The sequence below is a fragment of the Rosistilla ulvae genome, from assembly GCF_007741475.1.
Classification (GTDB): Bacteria; Planctomycetota; Planctomycetia; order Pirellulales; family Pirellulaceae; genus Rosistilla; species Rosistilla ulvae.
The window spans coordinates 4,025,307-4,041,646 of sequence record NZ_CP036261.1; the positions used below are offsets into that span (position 1 = coordinate 4,025,307).

The window sequence follows — 16,340 nt, forward strand, 5'->3', positions numbered from 1 at the left end:
GCGGCGACATTGCCGAACCTGGACGTCGACGCAAACGATATAGACTTTCAAACGACGGAATCACCGATGCCTCCTCAAACGAACTCACACGCCGATCTGCTTCGCGACCAAACGCGGCGTCATTTCTTCAGCCGCTGCTCGATGGGACTCGGGTCGATCGCGTTGTCGTCGCTGATGGCTGAGCGCAGCCGGGCGGAAGGTGACTCCAGTTCGCAGAGCCCAATGTCGCCGAAGCCGAGCCACTTTCCGGGCAAAGCGAAAAACGTGATCTTTCTGTTCATGGCGGGCGGGCCGACACAGCTGGAAACGTTTGAGTACAAGCCAAAGTTGACCGAACTCAATGGCCAACCGATTCCCGAAAGCCTCGTCGCTGGAAAGCGGTTTGCGTTTATGGACAGCAGCCACCGCAGCAATCTGCTTGGTCCGACGCAGAAGTTCCAACAGTACGGCCAAAACGGTACGTGGGTCAGCGATTTGTTGCCGCATACTGCAAAGATCGTCGACGAACTGACGATCGTAAAAACCTGCAAGACCGATCTGTTTAACCACGCTCCGGCCAAGCTGTTCATGAACACCGGCAGCGGCCAGTTCGGGCGACCGAGCATGGGATCTTGGATCACGTACGGCTTGGGAAGCGAGTGCGACGATCTGCCCGGCTTCCTAGTTTTGCAAAGTGGACCGCGAGGGCCACGCGGCGGGGCGGTTTTGTGGGGAAGCGGTGTGTTGCCGACTACCTATCAAGGAGTACCGCTGCGCAGCCAAGGCGATCCAATCCTGAACCTTTCAACGCCATCGTCGATCAGCGACGCTCAGCAACGCCAATTGATCGATAGCGTGCGGGAATTGAATCTGAAACGCTTGGTAGAGACGGGCGACCAGGAGATCGCGACGCGGATCAATGCTTATGAGCTAGCTTACAAGATGCAGAGCTCCGCCCCGGAACTAATGGACACGACCGACGAAAGCGCCGAGACGCTGGAGCTTTACGGGATCAAAGACCCAAATGAATCGAGCTATGCGAGAAACTGTTTGTTGGCCCGGCGGTTGGTCGAACGCGGTGTCCGCTGTATCCAGCTGTACCACACAAATTGGGATCACCACGGCGGGCCAACGGAAAACTTGCAGCAGCATCTTCCCCAGAACTGCAAGGAGATCGATCAAGCCTCCGCAGCGCTAGTCATGGACCTCAAGCAACGCGGACTGCTAGAGGATACGATCGTGATCTGGGGTGGCGAATTTGGCCGGACGCCGATGGGCGAAGTCCGCCAGAACACAGGCCGCAACCATCACATCGACGCCTTCACGATGTGGTTCGCCGGTGGCGGATTTAAACCCGGTTTGGTCTACGGCGAAACGGACGAATTTGGTTTTGGTCCGATCGAAAACCCCGTGCATGTCCACGACATTCACGCCACGCTTCTGCACTTGTTGGGATTCGATCACCATCGCTTGTCGGTCCGTTTCCAAGGCCTCGACTTCCGGCTGACGGGAGTCGATCCCGCCCGCGTCGTCCACGATCTGATCGCCTAGCCGCAGTAGGTCGATCAGTCGACTTTGCCAAGGTCCAGGAAGGTGATCATCGATGGATTGCCGACCGGCACGTATTTGTCGGTGAAGTCGAGCTTGCCCGTCTTTTTGTCGACCTTGAAGACCGTAACATGGTCGGCTCGCTGGTTGCAGCAATACAAAAAGTTGCCGGTTGGATCGAAGTTGAAGCTGCGTGGATAGTTGCCCCGCGTCCACTCTTCGCCAACGTAGCTCAGTTGTCCGTCGTCGCCGATCGCGAAGATCCCGATACTGTCGTGAAGACGATTCCCGGCGTAGACAAATCGTCCGTCGGAGGAGACCAAGATCTCGGAGCAAAAATTGCTGCCCGTGAAACCGGGGGGCAGCGTCGAGATCGTTTGCCGCGGCGTCAAACGACCCGCTTCGGGATCGTAGTCGAACAGGGCGATCGTCGATCCTTCCTCCTGGATCGAATAGAACCAGCGTCCTTCGGGATGGAAGTGGAAATGCCGCGGACCGTCGCCGGGCGGCAAGTCGACACCGGCGGGATCGTTCGCGTGCAAGGTTCCCGTTTTCGTATCGAACTTCCAGACGTAGATCTTGTCCAAACCAAGGTCGACGTGCAGGACAAACCGGCCCGAAGGATCCGATTCGATCATATGAGCGTGTGTGCGATCGTGACCGCTGATCGCAAAGCTTCCCTCCGGCGCGTGAGTCGCTTTGGTGGGACCGATCGGTCCTTCGTCAACTTTCGTATCGCTCGCCTCGCCCAAACGTCCGTCTTCCAGAATCGGCATCACCGAAACGGAGCCACCAAAATAGTTGGCGACCAACAGAAACTTCCCCGAGGGATGGATGCTGACGTAAGTTGGCCCCGCACCGCCGGCTGGTACTGTGTTCAAAAGTTTCAGCTGCCCATCGGCTGGATCGATCGCAAACGCGCTAACCGTTCCCTGCTTGTCGGCTCCCACGCGATCGGTTTCGTTCGCTGAATAGATCCGCGTTCCCGCCGCGTTGACGACCAAACAACTGGGGCTGGTCCCCAGCGGATAGTCCCCCGCTGCGGTCAACGCTCCGGTCTCTCGGTCGACGCGAAACGTATGAATGCCCCGACCGTTGCCCGGCGGCAGATCGACTTGCGTTGGCAGCATGTCCTTCAATGGCGAACTGAACGTGCCGACGTACGCCATCAAAGGACGCTCCGTCGTCGCGGGATCAGCGGCTTGAAGACCAATGGCCATCGGAAGGACAGCGGCCAAGGAAAGTGAAGTTTGCAGGAAGCGGCGGCGAGTCGATGAGACGTGCGTCATGGAGGTGTCATTTCAAGCGGAGGGTTTGGATTAGCATGCGTGGCGGGAATTGCCATCATATTCAGACCGCACCGCCGATTGCAACGCGCCGCAATCGGCTGAGCAAAAAATTGGCAGTTGTCGTTTGCGGCGATACGCTTGCGCCGGCTGTGCCTCATTGAGCCCGAAGGATGCCACACCCAATGCCGGGGGCCGTCAGGCCTTGGGGAGCCGACACAATCGCCCTTTATGTCGCCCTCCGGGCTCGAGGCGCTCACGACTGATTTGCCAACCGGTCGCTTACACGACCGGCACTGGTTGTGTCGCCCTCCGGGCTTTGGACACCGCCGGCATTGGTTGTGCTCCCCTCGGCGCTGCCAGGCGGTTTGCATTTTTAGGGGAGACGCGGGCGGACGAATTCCTGGTACGATAGCGGCTTTGAAGACTTTGGTTTGATGCCAGGATGCGCTGTATGGAATCGCCGCAAGCTTTGCCTCGATGGGCGTTGGATCTCGCTCGCTTTTTGCCGCTGAAGAGCCAGTTTTTGCTGAGCGGCAATGTGCGCGATCGCTACCCTTGGGCGATCGCCGACGATCGCTACGCGCCGCTGCCGCTGACAAGTTTCCTTGCGGAACTGTTGCGCAGCCGCGGCATCGCCCATGTGCTGGCCTTCGATCCGCTTAACGGCTTCTCCGTTCCCTTGGTCAGCGGGATCGACATCACGGCGGAACAGAAATTCTTCAGCGACCGATTCGATCTGAGGTGGAACGACAACCTTCACTCGCCGGCCAGTGTAGCGAGGTTCTTTGAACTGTTCCCCGCTCTGGTCCGCAGCGAACCCGAGCCGATCGCTGTGTTAGCCGATTTCTCGTCGCGGTATTTGGTCCGTCCCGATTTGCAGACCGATGACGAACACCATTGGTTTACCGCATCGTTGATCCTCAGTTTAGACGTCGAAGCGCGCCCCTGCGGCCCCGACGCAAGCACACTCTTTAATCCGATCGTTTGGATCGCCGACCAAGAAGGGGATCTGCCGCCTTGGTTTGTCCTCGGCAATCCGCGTCTGCGAGCAGTCACCTTGCCCGTCCCCGATCGGACGACGCGGGGGCTGATCGCGAAGAGCTTGATTCCCGGGATCCCCGGGGCACGCCAGGCTAGCGAGGAAAAGATCGCGGCGGCGGAGCGTTCGTTGGTCGAACAGACGCACGGCCTGATGCTGCTGGATGTGATTTCGATCACCGAACTGTGTCGCAACGAACAAGTTTCGATCGATCGTCTGGATGATGGCGTGCGGCGTTTCAAGCTGGGCGTGACGGAAAATCCTTGGGCCAAGCTGGATCGCGAAAAGATTACGACCGCCGACAGCTTTGTCGCTCGTCGATTGAAGGGGCAGGATCACGCGGTCACCAAGATGCTGGACATCATTAAACGATCGGTGATCGGGCTCTCGGGTAACGAAGGCCGATCGGGACGTCCCCGCGGCGTTGCGTTTCTGGCCGGCCCGACCGGAACCGGAAAGACCGAACTGGCGAAGACCGTGACGGAACTGTTGTTCGGCGACGAGAGCGCCTACATTCGCTTTGACATGAGCGAATTTGCGGCGGAACATTCCGACCAACGCTTGATCGGCGCGCCTCCGGGCTACGTCGGCTATGACACCGGCGGCGAATTAACCAACGCGATCCGAGAGAAACCATTCAGCGTGGTCTTGTTCGACGAGATCGAAAAAGCCCACCCGCGGATCCTCGACAAATTTCTGCAAGTCCTCGACGACGGTGTCCTGACATCTGGCCGAGGTGAACGCGTCTACTTCTCCGAAGCGTTTTTGATCTTCACTTCGAACCTCGGCCTGTATCGGATCGATGAGCGGGGCAAGCGTGTCCCCAACGCCACTCCAACTGACGACCTGCCATCGATGCAAGCGAAGGTGCGAGCGGAGATCGATCGTTTCTTCAAGCTAGAGATCGGTCGGCCGGAGATCTTGAATCGGATCGGTGAAAATATCGTTGTCTTCGATTTCATTCGAGACGATGTCGCGGCGGAGATCTTCGACATGATGTTGGCGGGAATTTGCAGGCAGGTCGAAACCGCCACGGGGCGACCGATCGATATCGAAGATTCTGCACGGCGGTCGCTGCAGGAGCTTTGTCTCGCCGATCTTTCCAACGGCGGCCGCGGCGTCCGCAATCAATTGGAAGCCCATTTCATCAACCCGCTGGCGCGCGCGTTGTTCGACGCCCCCGAATCGCCGGCGATCATCGTTCGGCGGATCGATCACCGCGACGGTTTGACAACGGTGGAGCTGGCGTGACGCAATCGATTTCGATCAACCGAATTCATTACCCGATCCATTCATTGGGATTTGGCGCCCGCGTGGGCGTCTGGTTTCAAGGCTGCCAGATTCAGTGCCCAGGATGTATCAGCCGCGATACTTGGGAACCGGGGACCAACGCAATCCAGCTGGATGAACTGACGCAAACCCTGCTCCCGTGGACCGCTGCCGCCGATGGGCTGACGATTTCCGGTGGTGAACCTTTTGACCAGCCCGACGCCGTCGCGGCGTTAATGAAATGGTGGCGTACAAAAAACGGGGGCGACGTGTTGCTCTTCTCCGGCTATTCGGCGGAGTTGTTGTGGGATCGGTATCCCGAAATCGTGGCGCAACTGGATGTGTTGATCAGCGAACCCTACGACGCCAAACAGCCGCAGACGCAACCGCTGCGTGGATCGGACAATCAGCGTATGCATTTGCTGACGCCAATCGCGGCGCAGCGGTATGCAAACCTAGACGTAGCCCCAACGCTCGATCTCTGTTTCGATGACGATACGGTTTGGATCGCGGGTATCCCCAAACCAAACGCGATGGCTGAAATTCGTCGGCGCCTGGCCGCGATGGGCTTTGCTGCGGGGACATCGGATCAACTGTTGGATGGTGTGCGCGGATGAGTTTGGTCAAGATCTGCCCCAAGTGCGGCCACCCCAACGACCTCACCGAGATGTATTGCAGTGGCGAGGGAACGACCGGCAACGGCTGCGGGTTTAGTGTCGCCACGGTTGCTGCGACAGTTCCCAATTCGGCAGGCACCACGGTTGAAGGCCCAGACGAAGATGAGCCCCAAGCCGACGAACGCCGCTGTGTAAACGGGCATGCGATGTTCCCCGACGACTTGGTTTGTATCGAGTGCGGTGGCGACGTGGCGTCCGAAACCGCCGAGCAACAGCCCGCGGACGACGCGTCGCTCATATTCGGCGATCGATATCGGGTCGTACAAACGCTTAAACAGGAAGACGATCTTGCGGATCGGTATCTTGTCGAACCGACAGTCAGTAACGAGGCAACGGATCGCAAAGACCTACTGCTGTGCAAGCACTACCCGCTTGGAATCGATCGCGACGAAGAAGTCCAGTCGATTCTACTGTCGCTGAATTCGCCCCGTTGCTTGCGGTTGATCGATGTTGGCGATCGAGATCACCGCAGCTTTGAAGTCTACGAATCCTGTCCACATGGAACGATCGTCGATCTTGCGATCGAAAGCCCTTTCGAAGAAGCGTTTTGCCGAGACTTGGTCGATCAGAATTCGACGGCGTTGAACGATCTGCAGGATGCTGGCTTACTACATCGCGACTTACAACCGAAAAACATCGGGTTGCAATCTTCGGATCCGATCGATCTCGTCGTATCGAACTATAACGCCGCTGCGGTTGCGGAACTGGAAATTCACGTCGCTCCCAATCCACGGACGTCGCGTTACACGGCGCCGGAATGTTTTGCGGGGATCAGTACGTTTGCATCGGATTGGTGGAGCCTTGGTGTGATCCTGCTGGAACGGCTCACCGGCGGCAACTTGTTCGAAGAGATCGATTCACGTGCGTTCCAATTATTGATCCTCACGCGCCCCGTTCCGATTCCCGAAGAGCTCGACGACAGCTGGCAGACGTTATTGAAGGGCCTTTTAACACGCGACCATTCACGTCGATGGGGGCACGCACAGGTGACCGCCTGGTTGGCGGGCGAAACGGATCTGCAACATTACTTCGAAAGCGATCTCGACGCCGACGATCAAGGCGTTGCGATTCGCTTGGGTGACGAGGACTACCACTCCGCCGCACGATACGCCTTGGCCGCGGCATCGCCTGAACATTGGCAAGACGCTGTCGTTCAATTGGCCAGTGGTGAACTGGGGACATGGTTGGCCGAGGGGAAATTGGACGATCGCGCCCGGGAAAATTGGGACACAATCGTCGAAGACCACTCGTTGGGTAGCGACCAACAACTGATGTTGGCCTTGTTGGTGCTTAACGATCAATTGCCGCTCTGCTTCGACGGCGAGATCGTCTCGCCAGCATCGTTCGCAGCAACAGCGGTTCGCAGTCTCGCTTGGCTGCGGGGTTCGATTGCGTCGCACTTAATGCGGATCAGCCGAGAGTTGTGGTTTGTCGACGTTGCCGAGCGTCGCGAAGCGGCCGAACGTCTGATTCAAAAGCGAGAGATCCCAATCGACGCGGCGAGGTTCGATGCCTTGTCGCTGATCGTCGACCGAGAGACGCTGCTGCAACAATGGGGTCGCCGGCAAGCTGATTGGCCCGAATCGCGGCACCTTGCATTGGCTCATCTGCTGTCGAAGCATTCGTTAAGCGAAGTGGAACTGTTGGTCTTGCTGGCCGCTCCGCTGACAGAGTTCCGTTCGGCAGACGACTTGTTGGATGAAGCCGAACGCGAAGCCAACGCCGCGGGGATCGGAACGTTTTGGGATCGCGAAGCTGCGCGGCAAGGTTTGCAACAAGGACGGCGTGAAGTCTTTGAAGCCCTCGGCGATCGCTTGTCCGATTTCGTTCGCTGTGGAGTGGCCACTGCGGATCAATGGGCCGACACGTTTCGGTTTGAACATCGGATCTCATTGGCCCGAGCCGTGGCGCTTCTGTGCGTTCCAGCCGAGCAATGGCAAAAGCCGGAGGGGGGCGAACATTGGCGGTTGCTGATGGACTTCTTCCGCCGCAAGGTGTTGTCGAGTGTCCAACGCGGTCCGTTAATGTCGCTGAGGATCAGCAAAAATTCAGCTCGGATCGATGTCGCCCAATTAGGGAGCGGAGCGATCCAGGCCGATTCGCTGATCCACGCGATCATCGGTAACGATGGCAACCCATCGCGCGTCGACCCGAGCGTGTTGGCGGGCGATCCGATTTTGCAACGGCGACTGCGTCGATTGCGGAACAATTGTGAAAACTACCAACGCGATACCGGGATCTCGTCGCTGCATTTAGGGTTTCCCTTCCTCGTCCGTCGAGATGTCGATGCGGGGCAGAGTCGCCCACGTTTTGTTCCCTTATTGCTGTGGCCTGTGAAGTTGGACTATGCCGAAGGGCAGAACACTTCGCTACGCATTGCTGCCGATCGCGAACAAGAACGCGTTCGATTGAATCCAGCCTACGGCGTTTTGCTGACTCAAGAAAAGAAGCAACGGTTTGCCGATGCGTTACTTGAAATTCAGAGTCGCGATTCGATCACCGGGGAACAGTTGATCGAGTTTCTGCAGCCGCTGTTTGCCGACGCACACGAGCAGGTCCTTGCCGAGTCGGCGCCGCTGCCAGCCGAGCCTTCGTTGCCGGAGGACATTCATTGCCGCCTCGTCGCCAGCGGCGTGATCTTCCAATGCGACTTTGCCGGGCAGGAACTAGCCGACGAATTGGACAAGCTGCAAAACCTTCCATTCGACGCGTCACCGGCGGCGACGCTGCTGCGGTTGGACTGCGCCGAGGATGTTATACCAGCTCCCATCCCTCCGACCGAGCAACGGTTTCTGGTCACCGAAGCCGACCCGTCACAGGAGGCTGCGGTCTTTGCAGCCCGCAATCCGCCGGGGCTTCTGATCCAGGGACCGCCCGGAACGGGGAAGAGCCAGACGATCGTGAACATCGTCGCCGACGCGGTTGCTCGCGGGCAAACCGTCCTGGTTGTCTGCCAAAAGCAAGCGGCGTTGGAGGTGGTCGGACATCGCTTGGAATCGTCGGGGCTTGGCGATCGAACCGTTTTAATTGGGGATCCATCACGCGACCGAAAGCCGTTTCTCACGAGATTGCGTGCGGAATTGGCGGAGCTGCGTGGGCAATTGGGACGCGAGTCGGCGGCTGCGAAACATCGGACACAGGCGGCAGAAGTTGGCCGATTGGAGGCGGAACTCGATCGCATCCACGAAGCGATGACGCATCCTGTGCTGCAGAGCGGTTTGACCTACGAACAGGTCGTCGCGGATCTGATCGAACATGGCAATCAGCCCACCACGGTTTCGGTGCCATCGCTGCGTCCCCTGCTGAAACCGCTGGCGATTGCATCGGTAAAAGCGATCGGACAACAGATCGAATCGATCGCCCCGCTTTGGTTAGCCGCACGTTATGAAAACAGCAGCCTGCATGCCTTAAAAAGGTTCTCCGCCGACCGGGATACCATTGTTGCGGTGAAGCATGCATTGGATGCTTTCATCCAGTGCGAAGGGATACGGCACGAAGAGCTGGAAGAAGCGACGCGCGTCGTCGACATCAACCAGTTTGACATGCGTGCAATGGAAGGCTGGCTATCGGAGCATCAAACGGCTATCGAGGCGACATCCGAACCGACGTTGGCGACGACGGGGAAATGGGTGGAGCTGTTTGAAAGTGGAGTCGCCGACGCAGAGCTCCATCGATTGACCGGACTCGCCGCAGACGCTCAATCCAACCTGGCTCCCGAGAGTGAGTTGCTGTTGCGGACGAAGCTCTCGCCGTTATCCGACGCCGAAATCGACGCATTGCACCACGACAGTCGAACGATCTCGCGTTGGCAGCGTTCTTGGCTGCGAAAGATTTGGCCGCCCTATCACAGCGCCGTATCGCGGCTCGCTCAGTTCTGCGGATCCGACGCAGCGCAAGTTGGCGAAGAGATCGCCGCGATCGGCGATGCGCTGCAATACGAAGCGGCGGCACGCGTGGGCTGCCGCGGATACGAACAGGCCCGCATGCGGTTGCAGTTGGAAGCTCCCGTGGTGAATCTCTCTTCGCAGCTGCTTGGCGACAAGGTGCGGTCTCTTATGACAAGATTGCAGGATGCTAAAGCACTGATCGATCGGGGGAACAACTGTCCCTGTCGCGATCATTACCATTTAGCCCTCCGAGCAGGCACCTCGTTGGCGATTCGTGAATTCTTAACTGCCGCGAGCCAAGGCGTTCGATTGGATCGATTGCGGAATGAGAGTCTCGAAACGCTGCAACCATTAGAAGCATGGTTCGAGACTGCGTGGATCGATCGCGTAACAGGTTTGCTGCGATTGGGCGAACCGACAAACAAGGAGACCGACGGGATCGTTGCCGCTTGGGATTCGTTAGCTGCATTCCAAACGTTCCGCTTGCGATCGGATTCGATCTCGGATGTCGTAAGGTCGGGACTGGCGGCGATGGCACCGAAACGAGAGGTTTGGGAATCGATGCCTGCGGAATCAGCTGGCGATTTGATGCGACAAACGGTGCAGCGCGAGGCGTTGCTGGCGTGGCGTGCCAATGCAGAGGAACAATGGCCGTGGTTGTTGATCGACCGCGAAGAATTTGAGAGCAAGGTGGCACAGCTGCGAGACGGTTGCAAAGCGTTGGGCGAGGCGGTGCGACGGCTGGTGCCTCAGCTGCCCGCTGTCGACAAGATCGCCCGACGCAACCGCTGGGACGACATCCTGATGTTCACCGGACCGCGCGCGAAGAAGCTGCGTGAAACCGTCGACATGGGACGCGAATTTGGGCTGTATCAAATGCGGCCGATCTGGCTGGCCAATCCCGATACCGTATCGCGGATCTTTCCGCTGCAGCAGGGATTGTTCGACGTCGTGGTCTTCGACGAAGCGTCTCAATTGCCGGTTGAATACGCGCTGCCGGCGATCTATCGCGGCAAGACGATCGTCGTGAGCGGTGATGAAAAGCAATTGCCGCCCGCGAAGTTTTTTGCCGCTGCGTTTGACGATGAAGATGAAACCCCGACCGACTTGGAAGGGGAGGAGCTAGAGGATGCGATCGAGAGCCGAGGGAAACGCCGTGAGGTGAAAGATTGCGGCGATCTGTTGGAGCTCGCCTCGCCGGTCTTCCCCAAGGTGATGCTGAACGTTCACTATCGATCGAAGTACCGCCAGCTGATCGATTTCTCCAATGCGGCCTATTATGAAAACGGCTTGAGCGTTCCGGTGCTGCATCCGCCTGAGAAGGTGGCTGAGCTGAAGCCGATCGAGTTCGTCGAGGTCGACGGAGTGTATGAGAACCAATCGAACGAGATCGAAGCGGATCGGGTCGTCGATTCGATCCGAACGCTCTGGGCGTCGATGCCGATCGCGGCAACACCGACAATCGGCGTGGTGACTTTCAACTTGAAGCAGGCCGAGCTGATCGAAGACAAACTGGAGCTGTTGGCCGAACAGGACGAAGCGTTTCGGCAAGCGTTGATGCAGCAGCGGAATCGCGTGCAGGACGGCGAGCGTTGCGGTTTCTTTGTCAAGAACGTCGAAAGCGTGCAGGGAGACGAACGGGACTGGATGATCTTTTCGACAACGTTTGGCAACAACGCCCAAGGGAGCTTCCGACGCAATTTTGGCGTGCTCGGTCAGCGCGGTGGCGAACGGCGGTTGAACGTCGCGACGACGCGGGCGAAACATCGGATGGTGATCTATTCGTCGATGCCACTCGAACGAATCAGCGACACACGGCAAAGTCTGGTCGCGCCGCAAACGCCTCGCGACTATCTGCAAGCCTATTTGATGTACGCCAAGGCGGTTTCCGATGCTCGCTTCGACGATGCCACTCGGATTCTAGGGGCCTTCGGCCCGCGGAGTTCGACGCGGTCGCTGACCGATGCGCACGCGGACTCCTTCGTGATCGAAGTGCAAACGTTTTTGGAGTCCGAAGGCTATGTCGTGGAAAGCCCTCGGGCGAACGACGCGTTTCGATTCGACCTTGCGATCCGCCGGCCCGAAGATGGCATGTTTGCGATCGCAATCGAATGCGATTCGCCACGCCATCCCGATTTAAAATACGCGCGGCACCGCGAGCTTTGGCGTCGCGACGTGCTCAAATCGACCGTCCCCACGATCTACCGGGTTTGGTCGCGGATGTGGTTGGTCGATGAAACGACGGAGCGAAAACGATTACTCGAAGCGGTTAAGAAAGCGGTAGGCAACACATGAGTGGTCCCAAAGTTGTCGACGTTCGGGCGATCCGAGCCGCTCAAGAACGCGAGTTTCGGAAGCTGCGACATCGGAGCGAAAAACAGTTTCGAAAGATCCAAGCGATGCTCGAAGCAACCGAGGACGAGACCCTTCAGCGGGTCTTCGGTTCGTTGACCAATGCGCTGGCGCGCCTTGACGCCGACCGGCAAGCGACCGCATTGCCGCGATCCCTGGATGCGATACTCGATCAAGCAAACGCAACGTTGGAATGCGCGCTGCAATTGAAATCGAAGCTCGAAGAAAAACGTATCGCCTCGGTTGCGGAGCGGCTTGGTCGGCAGCGTTCGATCGCCACCGCAATCGCGGCGACGGTCTTGCGGCTCGACGCAGCGAACCTCGCAACGATGAAAGCGGATCTGCTGGCCAAGCCGGACGAGGTCCAATTGCAGATCGCATTGGACGCGTTGGCGATGGAAGCGCAGCGGCGAGCTGATGCCGATTTGCAAGGGGAAGCCGACTTATTGGCGAATGGCCACGAAACGGTTTCGGTCGACGAATGGCTGGCTGCACAACCGGCTAAAAAATCTGCGGCGGAAGTGCGTTTGGAACAACTTGCTGCCAAGGTTTCCGTTCTGGATGGTCTTGGCGATGCTTCGCCGTGGCTGACGCGGATCGCGGAAGTTCGTCAAATCGACGACGCGGCGCGACAGCGATTGCAGACCGATTCGTTGATCATCCAATTGGGCGAAGAACTCGAGCGGCGGCGAGCGTTGGAACGCCGAGCCGAACTTCTCGACGGGTTGGAAGCGGAACTGGCAGCGTTCGACGCCGACGCGGAATTGCTGCGGCAACGGATCGAGCGTGCTCGCGGAGACGAAACTGCGGACAGCGCCGAACTGCAAGCCGAAGTCTCCGTGTGGACCGAAGCGGAAGCAAAGCGGATCGATCGGGATGCAAGTCGCGCGGCGATCCTTTCGGTACTGCAATCGATGGGATACGACGTGCGCGAATCGATGGCGACCGGCTGGGCCGAAGATGGCAAGGTCGTCGTCCAGGCTCCGGGCAGCCAAGACTATGCCGTCGAGCTGAGCACGGTCGCCGGCGATCGTTTAAAGACGCAGCTTGTTCGCTATGGCGATCCAGGTTCCAGCAATGCCATGCAGCAGCAACGCGATGTTGAAATGGAAACCACGTGGTGCAAGTCGCATGCGGAAGTCATGGGTGAGCTGGACCGGCGGGGTTTGGAAACGAAGGTCCTCACCGCCCGTCCGATCGGATCGACACCAATCGCCGTCATCACCAAGACGGATGAACGGCGAGCGCAAATCGAAACGATGGTCAAGAAGCAGGAACGACAGCAACAATCAAAGCGTCCGTGAATTGGATCGATCCGGTTGGAGTCGAGTCTTAAGGCGACCGATGCGTCCATCAAAACTCTCCGACCACTTCTCCACCGCCGCGCGTTCCAAGGGCGTTGTAGACGGCTTCCTCGATCGTTTCGTTGATCGATCGGACCGAACCATCGGCAATCGCAAACTGGCCGATCCCGGCATGAGGGGCTGACAACCCTTTATCATCGGTGCCGATCTGGTTGGGGCGGAACTGAGTTTCAAACAGAACCATGTGCCCGTGGTCGTCGGTCAGTTCCGTAATTTCTCGGACCGCGGCCGACCAAGCGGTTTCGAAGAATGCGTGTCCGCCAACGGTGGTCCCTGGCAACGGGCCGTTGGTCCGTTCGCCTAAGAACAGCGTATTGGAGAGGCCATCGGTAATGTCGCGAAACCTGGTGGCGCTGTTGCGATAGAAAACGCCCTGACTTTGCAACGGCGTGTCGTCGAGATTGACCGCTGCGGTGGAAGGGCCCCAGTTCGCGGCGTAGCTGCCCGCTGCATATTGTTCAATCGGCGAGGCGCTTTCGTCGCGAACGACAAAGTTGCCTTCGGAGAACGGATCCGACGGACACAAGAAAACAGGGAGCGATTGTTCCCGGGGCAGTCGGTTGCGAACATCGAACATCGGAATGTTAAAGTCGAATTGATCGTGAAGGTTCTGCTGTTCGATTTGAGGCAAGATCAAACAGCCCCATGCAGCGCCCATCTGGTTGGCGCCGGCTCCGGTCGCATCGAACTTGTGCAAATAGCCAGGGGCCAACAATCCGAAAGTCGATTCGTAGTTGTGGAGCCCGAGGGCAAGTTGTTTCAGGTTGTTCTTGCACGAGAACCGACGAGCGGCCTCGCGGGCCTGTTGGACCGCCGGCAACAACAATCCGACCAGAACGCCGATGATCGCAATCACAACTAACAGTTCGACTAAGGTAAACCCACGTGTGGGACGCGGGGTTCGGTAACTGGAAAACACGAATATCTCCTGAGTGGCCGCGGGTGGGCGCAATCTAAGCGCACCGCCGGAAGCGGCTTGAGTTTTTGAAAACAAAGTTCCCAACGGACCAGAGGCAACCCGAGCAGCAGAGTGCAACGAGCTAGCGCACCGCCCGCGTATCCCTCCAACAAACAGTGAGGACGGATCGGGATTGCGGAATGACTATGGCTAGAAGTGTTTTTGCGCCGCCGTGGTATCAGGCGACGAAAAACGGGAGGCCATAGGAATCAGGAGGCGGGACCGTTGGGGCGTCACGCAGACGACTGGCCCAACCGATTTCAGGATCGGTGAGAAACGAAGAGCCACCGTAGGGAATGAGATTTGTCGGATCGGGCAACGGGCCGCCAAACAAGAACAATAAGTTAAGCCATTGGGCAAGCGTAAATGAAGGGCCGACCTCGGTCGTGTCGCCGCTAACGGTCTGCGATGGATAGGAGAACGTTTGGTCGGCGACTTGCGTTACGTGTGCGTCACTGAAATCGGGAAGCACCCACTCGAAGCCGAAAAACGAAATGTGGACGTGTGATGCGACCGCGTGGATCTCGGTAGCAGCGTCGGATCCACGGGGATGAGGATGATGGTGACCGCCATGCCCGTGATCGTGCGGATGGGCGTGTGACAGCGAATGGGAGTGCGCATGGTCACCCCCGTGATGCGTATGTCGAACGCCGGGAGTCAGAACCGAACCGGCTGCGATCAGCAGGATCAAAAAACTACCGACAACCGCGTTGAGCCAACGGCGTCGCGTCATTCTGGCGGGAACCATCCTTCAAAGTCGAACCTTAGCAGCCGAGTTGGCTGTTCCAATATCGAGCTACTGTACACGCTGACCTCGCCGATGGAACTCGCTACTTCAAGAATTCATATTCCCCGCCACGAAGCGATCCCGGCGTTGGAAGCATGGTCATCCGGTCGGCACACATCGCGGCGGACCGCCGCTTCGCGTTGGCGAGAATTCACCAACGGTTGGTCCAATGATCCGTATGAACGATGCATGCCGGTGCTGGCAAGCAGGCTCAAACGTTCTTACAACGCTTCGAGAACTTCGGCGGCCGAAGAACGACCACGATGGGTTTCGCTGATCTTAACGAACTGGATCTTGCCAGCTTCATCGAGGACCAGCGTCGTTGGATAAGCCGTCTCGCGTGGCGCGTCCCAACGCAGACCGTAAGCGTTTGTGAAGGTGTAACCTGGATCCAAGAGGAAGGTGAGCGGAGCGGGGAGCTTGGTTCCTTGCAGAAATTCGTCAGCGCGTTGATCCAGCTGCGACTTCGGGCCCGGATAAACCAACAACACCTTGGCGTTCTTGGCGGCGAACTTGCTGGCATTTTTGACAAAGTCACCTACCTGCGCCGAACAGGCGGGGCACTGCTTGCCGGGGAAGCCTCGCAAAACCACAACAACGACCTTGCCATCGGCGTTCACGTCGCTCAATTTAACTTCGCCCGACAGCTCTCCACCGACCGACTGCAATTGAAAATCCTTGGCGGTTTGCCCGACAGCCAACGCTTTTTTGGCTGCCTGCACGGGGGCGGGCGATTCGGCCTGCACGCTCGCGGAGATCGAAAACGCGATAAGAGTCATCACACAAAACGCATTCATTTGTTGCAAGATTCGCATCAGCTTCACACCTCGTTGTTTTTGAGTAGGGGATGGCAAGGAACGGGAACCCGAACCTTGCCGGTGACGTATACTGGTCATAGATTGTGACTGTGCCCGTCGACCATGTGAAGCCAACTCCCTTCAATACCTGAAGAAATCAAGCACCTGTCGCCGCCGGGCGGCCACGGGAATTGACAGTTGGCAACTTGCGTTGACGGCCGATCGCTTGAACCCGCCCGATTCACCTGCCCCGGTAAAGGCAATCGACTCGCCCTACCACCGCCCCCGCGTTTGGCTTTGCCGACCGCACGACAGGTGGTGGTTTGCTTAGTCGATGTCAAATTGAACTCGTTCACGAAACGCTTGACGCATAATATCTCACTAGTAAGCTATT

General features: G+C 58.1%; 9 protein-coding genes. 5 read left to right on the forward strand and 4 right to left on the reverse strand.

What is annotated here, in order from left to right; translation table 11 throughout:
* The first annotated feature begins 66 nt into the window (after positions 1-66).
* Positions 67-1,530 (forward strand): DUF1501 domain-containing protein, encoded by a 1,464-nt coding sequence (locus EC9_RS14210; RefSeq protein ID WP_145346239.1) that lies wholly within the window; start codon positions 67-69, stop codon positions 1,528-1,530.
* Between the two features lie 14 nt (positions 1,531-1,544).
* Here the strand turns inward: EC9_RS14210 and EC9_RS14215 are convergent, their stop codons facing one another.
* Positions 1,545-2,816, reverse strand: coding sequence for a lactonase family protein (locus EC9_RS14215; RefSeq protein WP_145346241.1), 1,272 nt, complete (start codon positions 2,814-2,816; stop codon positions 1,545-1,547).
* Between the two features lie 451 nt (positions 2,817-3,267).
* On the opposite strand from EC9_RS14215, the gene EC9_RS14220 reads away from it, so the two are divergent.
* The 4 genes from EC9_RS14220 to EC9_RS14235 are packed head-to-tail and all read left to right on the forward strand — an operon-like array spanning position 3,268 to position 13,344.
* On the forward strand, positions 3,268-5,106 hold the full coding sequence (locus EC9_RS14220; RefSeq protein WP_218934138.1) for an AAA family ATPase: 1,839 nt from the start codon (positions 3,268-3,270) through the stop codon (positions 5,104-5,106).
* Positions 5,103-5,741: a 4Fe-4S single cluster domain-containing protein gene (locus tag EC9_RS14225; protein WP_218934139.1), complete on the forward strand. Its 639-nt coding sequence runs from the start codon at positions 5,103-5,105 to the stop codon at positions 5,739-5,741. The genes EC9_RS14220 and EC9_RS14225 overlap by 4 nt, the downstream gene beginning before the upstream one ends.
* Positions 5,738-11,983, forward strand: a complete 6,246-nt coding sequence (locus EC9_RS14230; RefSeq protein WP_145346246.1) for a protein kinase domain-containing protein — start codon at positions 5,738-5,740, stop codon at positions 11,981-11,983. Before EC9_RS14225 ends, EC9_RS14230 begins: the two co-directional genes overlap by 4 nt.
* A complete protein-coding gene (locus tag EC9_RS14235; RefSeq protein WP_145346248.1) occupies positions 11,980-13,344 on the forward strand; it encodes a coiled-coil domain-containing protein in 1,365 nt (454 codons plus the stop codon). Before EC9_RS14230 ends, EC9_RS14235 begins: the two co-directional genes overlap by 4 nt.
* 49 nt (positions 13,345-13,393) lie before the next feature.
* On the opposite strand, the gene EC9_RS14240 is transcribed toward EC9_RS14235, so the two are convergent.
* The 3 genes from EC9_RS14240 to EC9_RS14250 all read right to left on the reverse strand — a co-directional run bounded on the left by EC9_RS14240 (position 13,394) and on the right by EC9_RS14250 (position 15,964).
* Positions 13,394-14,323 carry a DUF1559 domain-containing protein gene (locus EC9_RS14240; protein ID WP_246105676.1) on the reverse strand — a complete coding sequence of 310 codons (930 nt, stop codon included), beginning with the start codon at positions 14,321-14,323 and terminating at the stop codon, positions 13,394-13,396.
* Between the two features lie 217 nt (positions 14,324-14,540).
* A complete protein-coding gene (locus tag EC9_RS14245) occupies positions 14,541-15,095 on the reverse strand; it encodes a hypothetical protein (protein ID WP_145346253.1) in 555 nt (184 codons plus the stop codon).
* A 275-nt stretch (positions 15,096-15,370) separates the two neighbouring features.
* The gene (locus EC9_RS14250; protein ID WP_145346255.1) at positions 15,371-15,964 is read right to left on the reverse strand and encodes a peroxiredoxin family protein; all 594 of its coding nucleotides are present in this window, start codon (positions 15,962-15,964) and stop codon (positions 15,371-15,373) included.
* Positions 15,965-16,340 lie beyond the last annotated feature (376 nt).

Excerpts from the sequence above, each read along its gene's own strand:
- EC9_RS14210 (WP_145346239.1), top strand. The coding sequence starts at position 67 with ATGCCTCCTCAAACGAACTCACACGCCGATCTGCTTCGCGACCAAACG.
- EC9_RS14215 (WP_145346241.1), bottom strand. The coding sequence starts at position 2,816 with ATGACGCACGTCTCATCGACTCGCCGCCGCTTCCTGCAAACTTCACTT.
- EC9_RS14220 (WP_218934138.1), top strand. The coding sequence starts at position 3,268 with ATGGAATCGCCGCAAGCTTTGCCTCGATGGGCGTTGGATCTCGCTCGC.
- EC9_RS14230 (WP_145346246.1), top strand. The coding sequence starts at position 5,738 with ATGAGTTTGGTCAAGATCTGCCCCAAGTGCGGCCACCCCAACGACCTC.
- EC9_RS14235 (WP_145346248.1), top strand. The coding sequence starts at position 11,980 with ATGAGTGGTCCCAAAGTTGTCGACGTTCGGGCGATCCGAGCCGCTCAA.
- EC9_RS14245 (WP_145346253.1), bottom strand. The coding sequence starts at position 15,095 with ATGACGCGACGCCGTTGGCTCAACGCGGTTGTCGGTAGTTTTTTGATC.
- EC9_RS14250 (WP_145346255.1), bottom strand. The coding sequence starts at position 15,964 with ATGCGAATCTTGCAACAAATGAATGCGTTTTGTGTGATGACTCTTATC.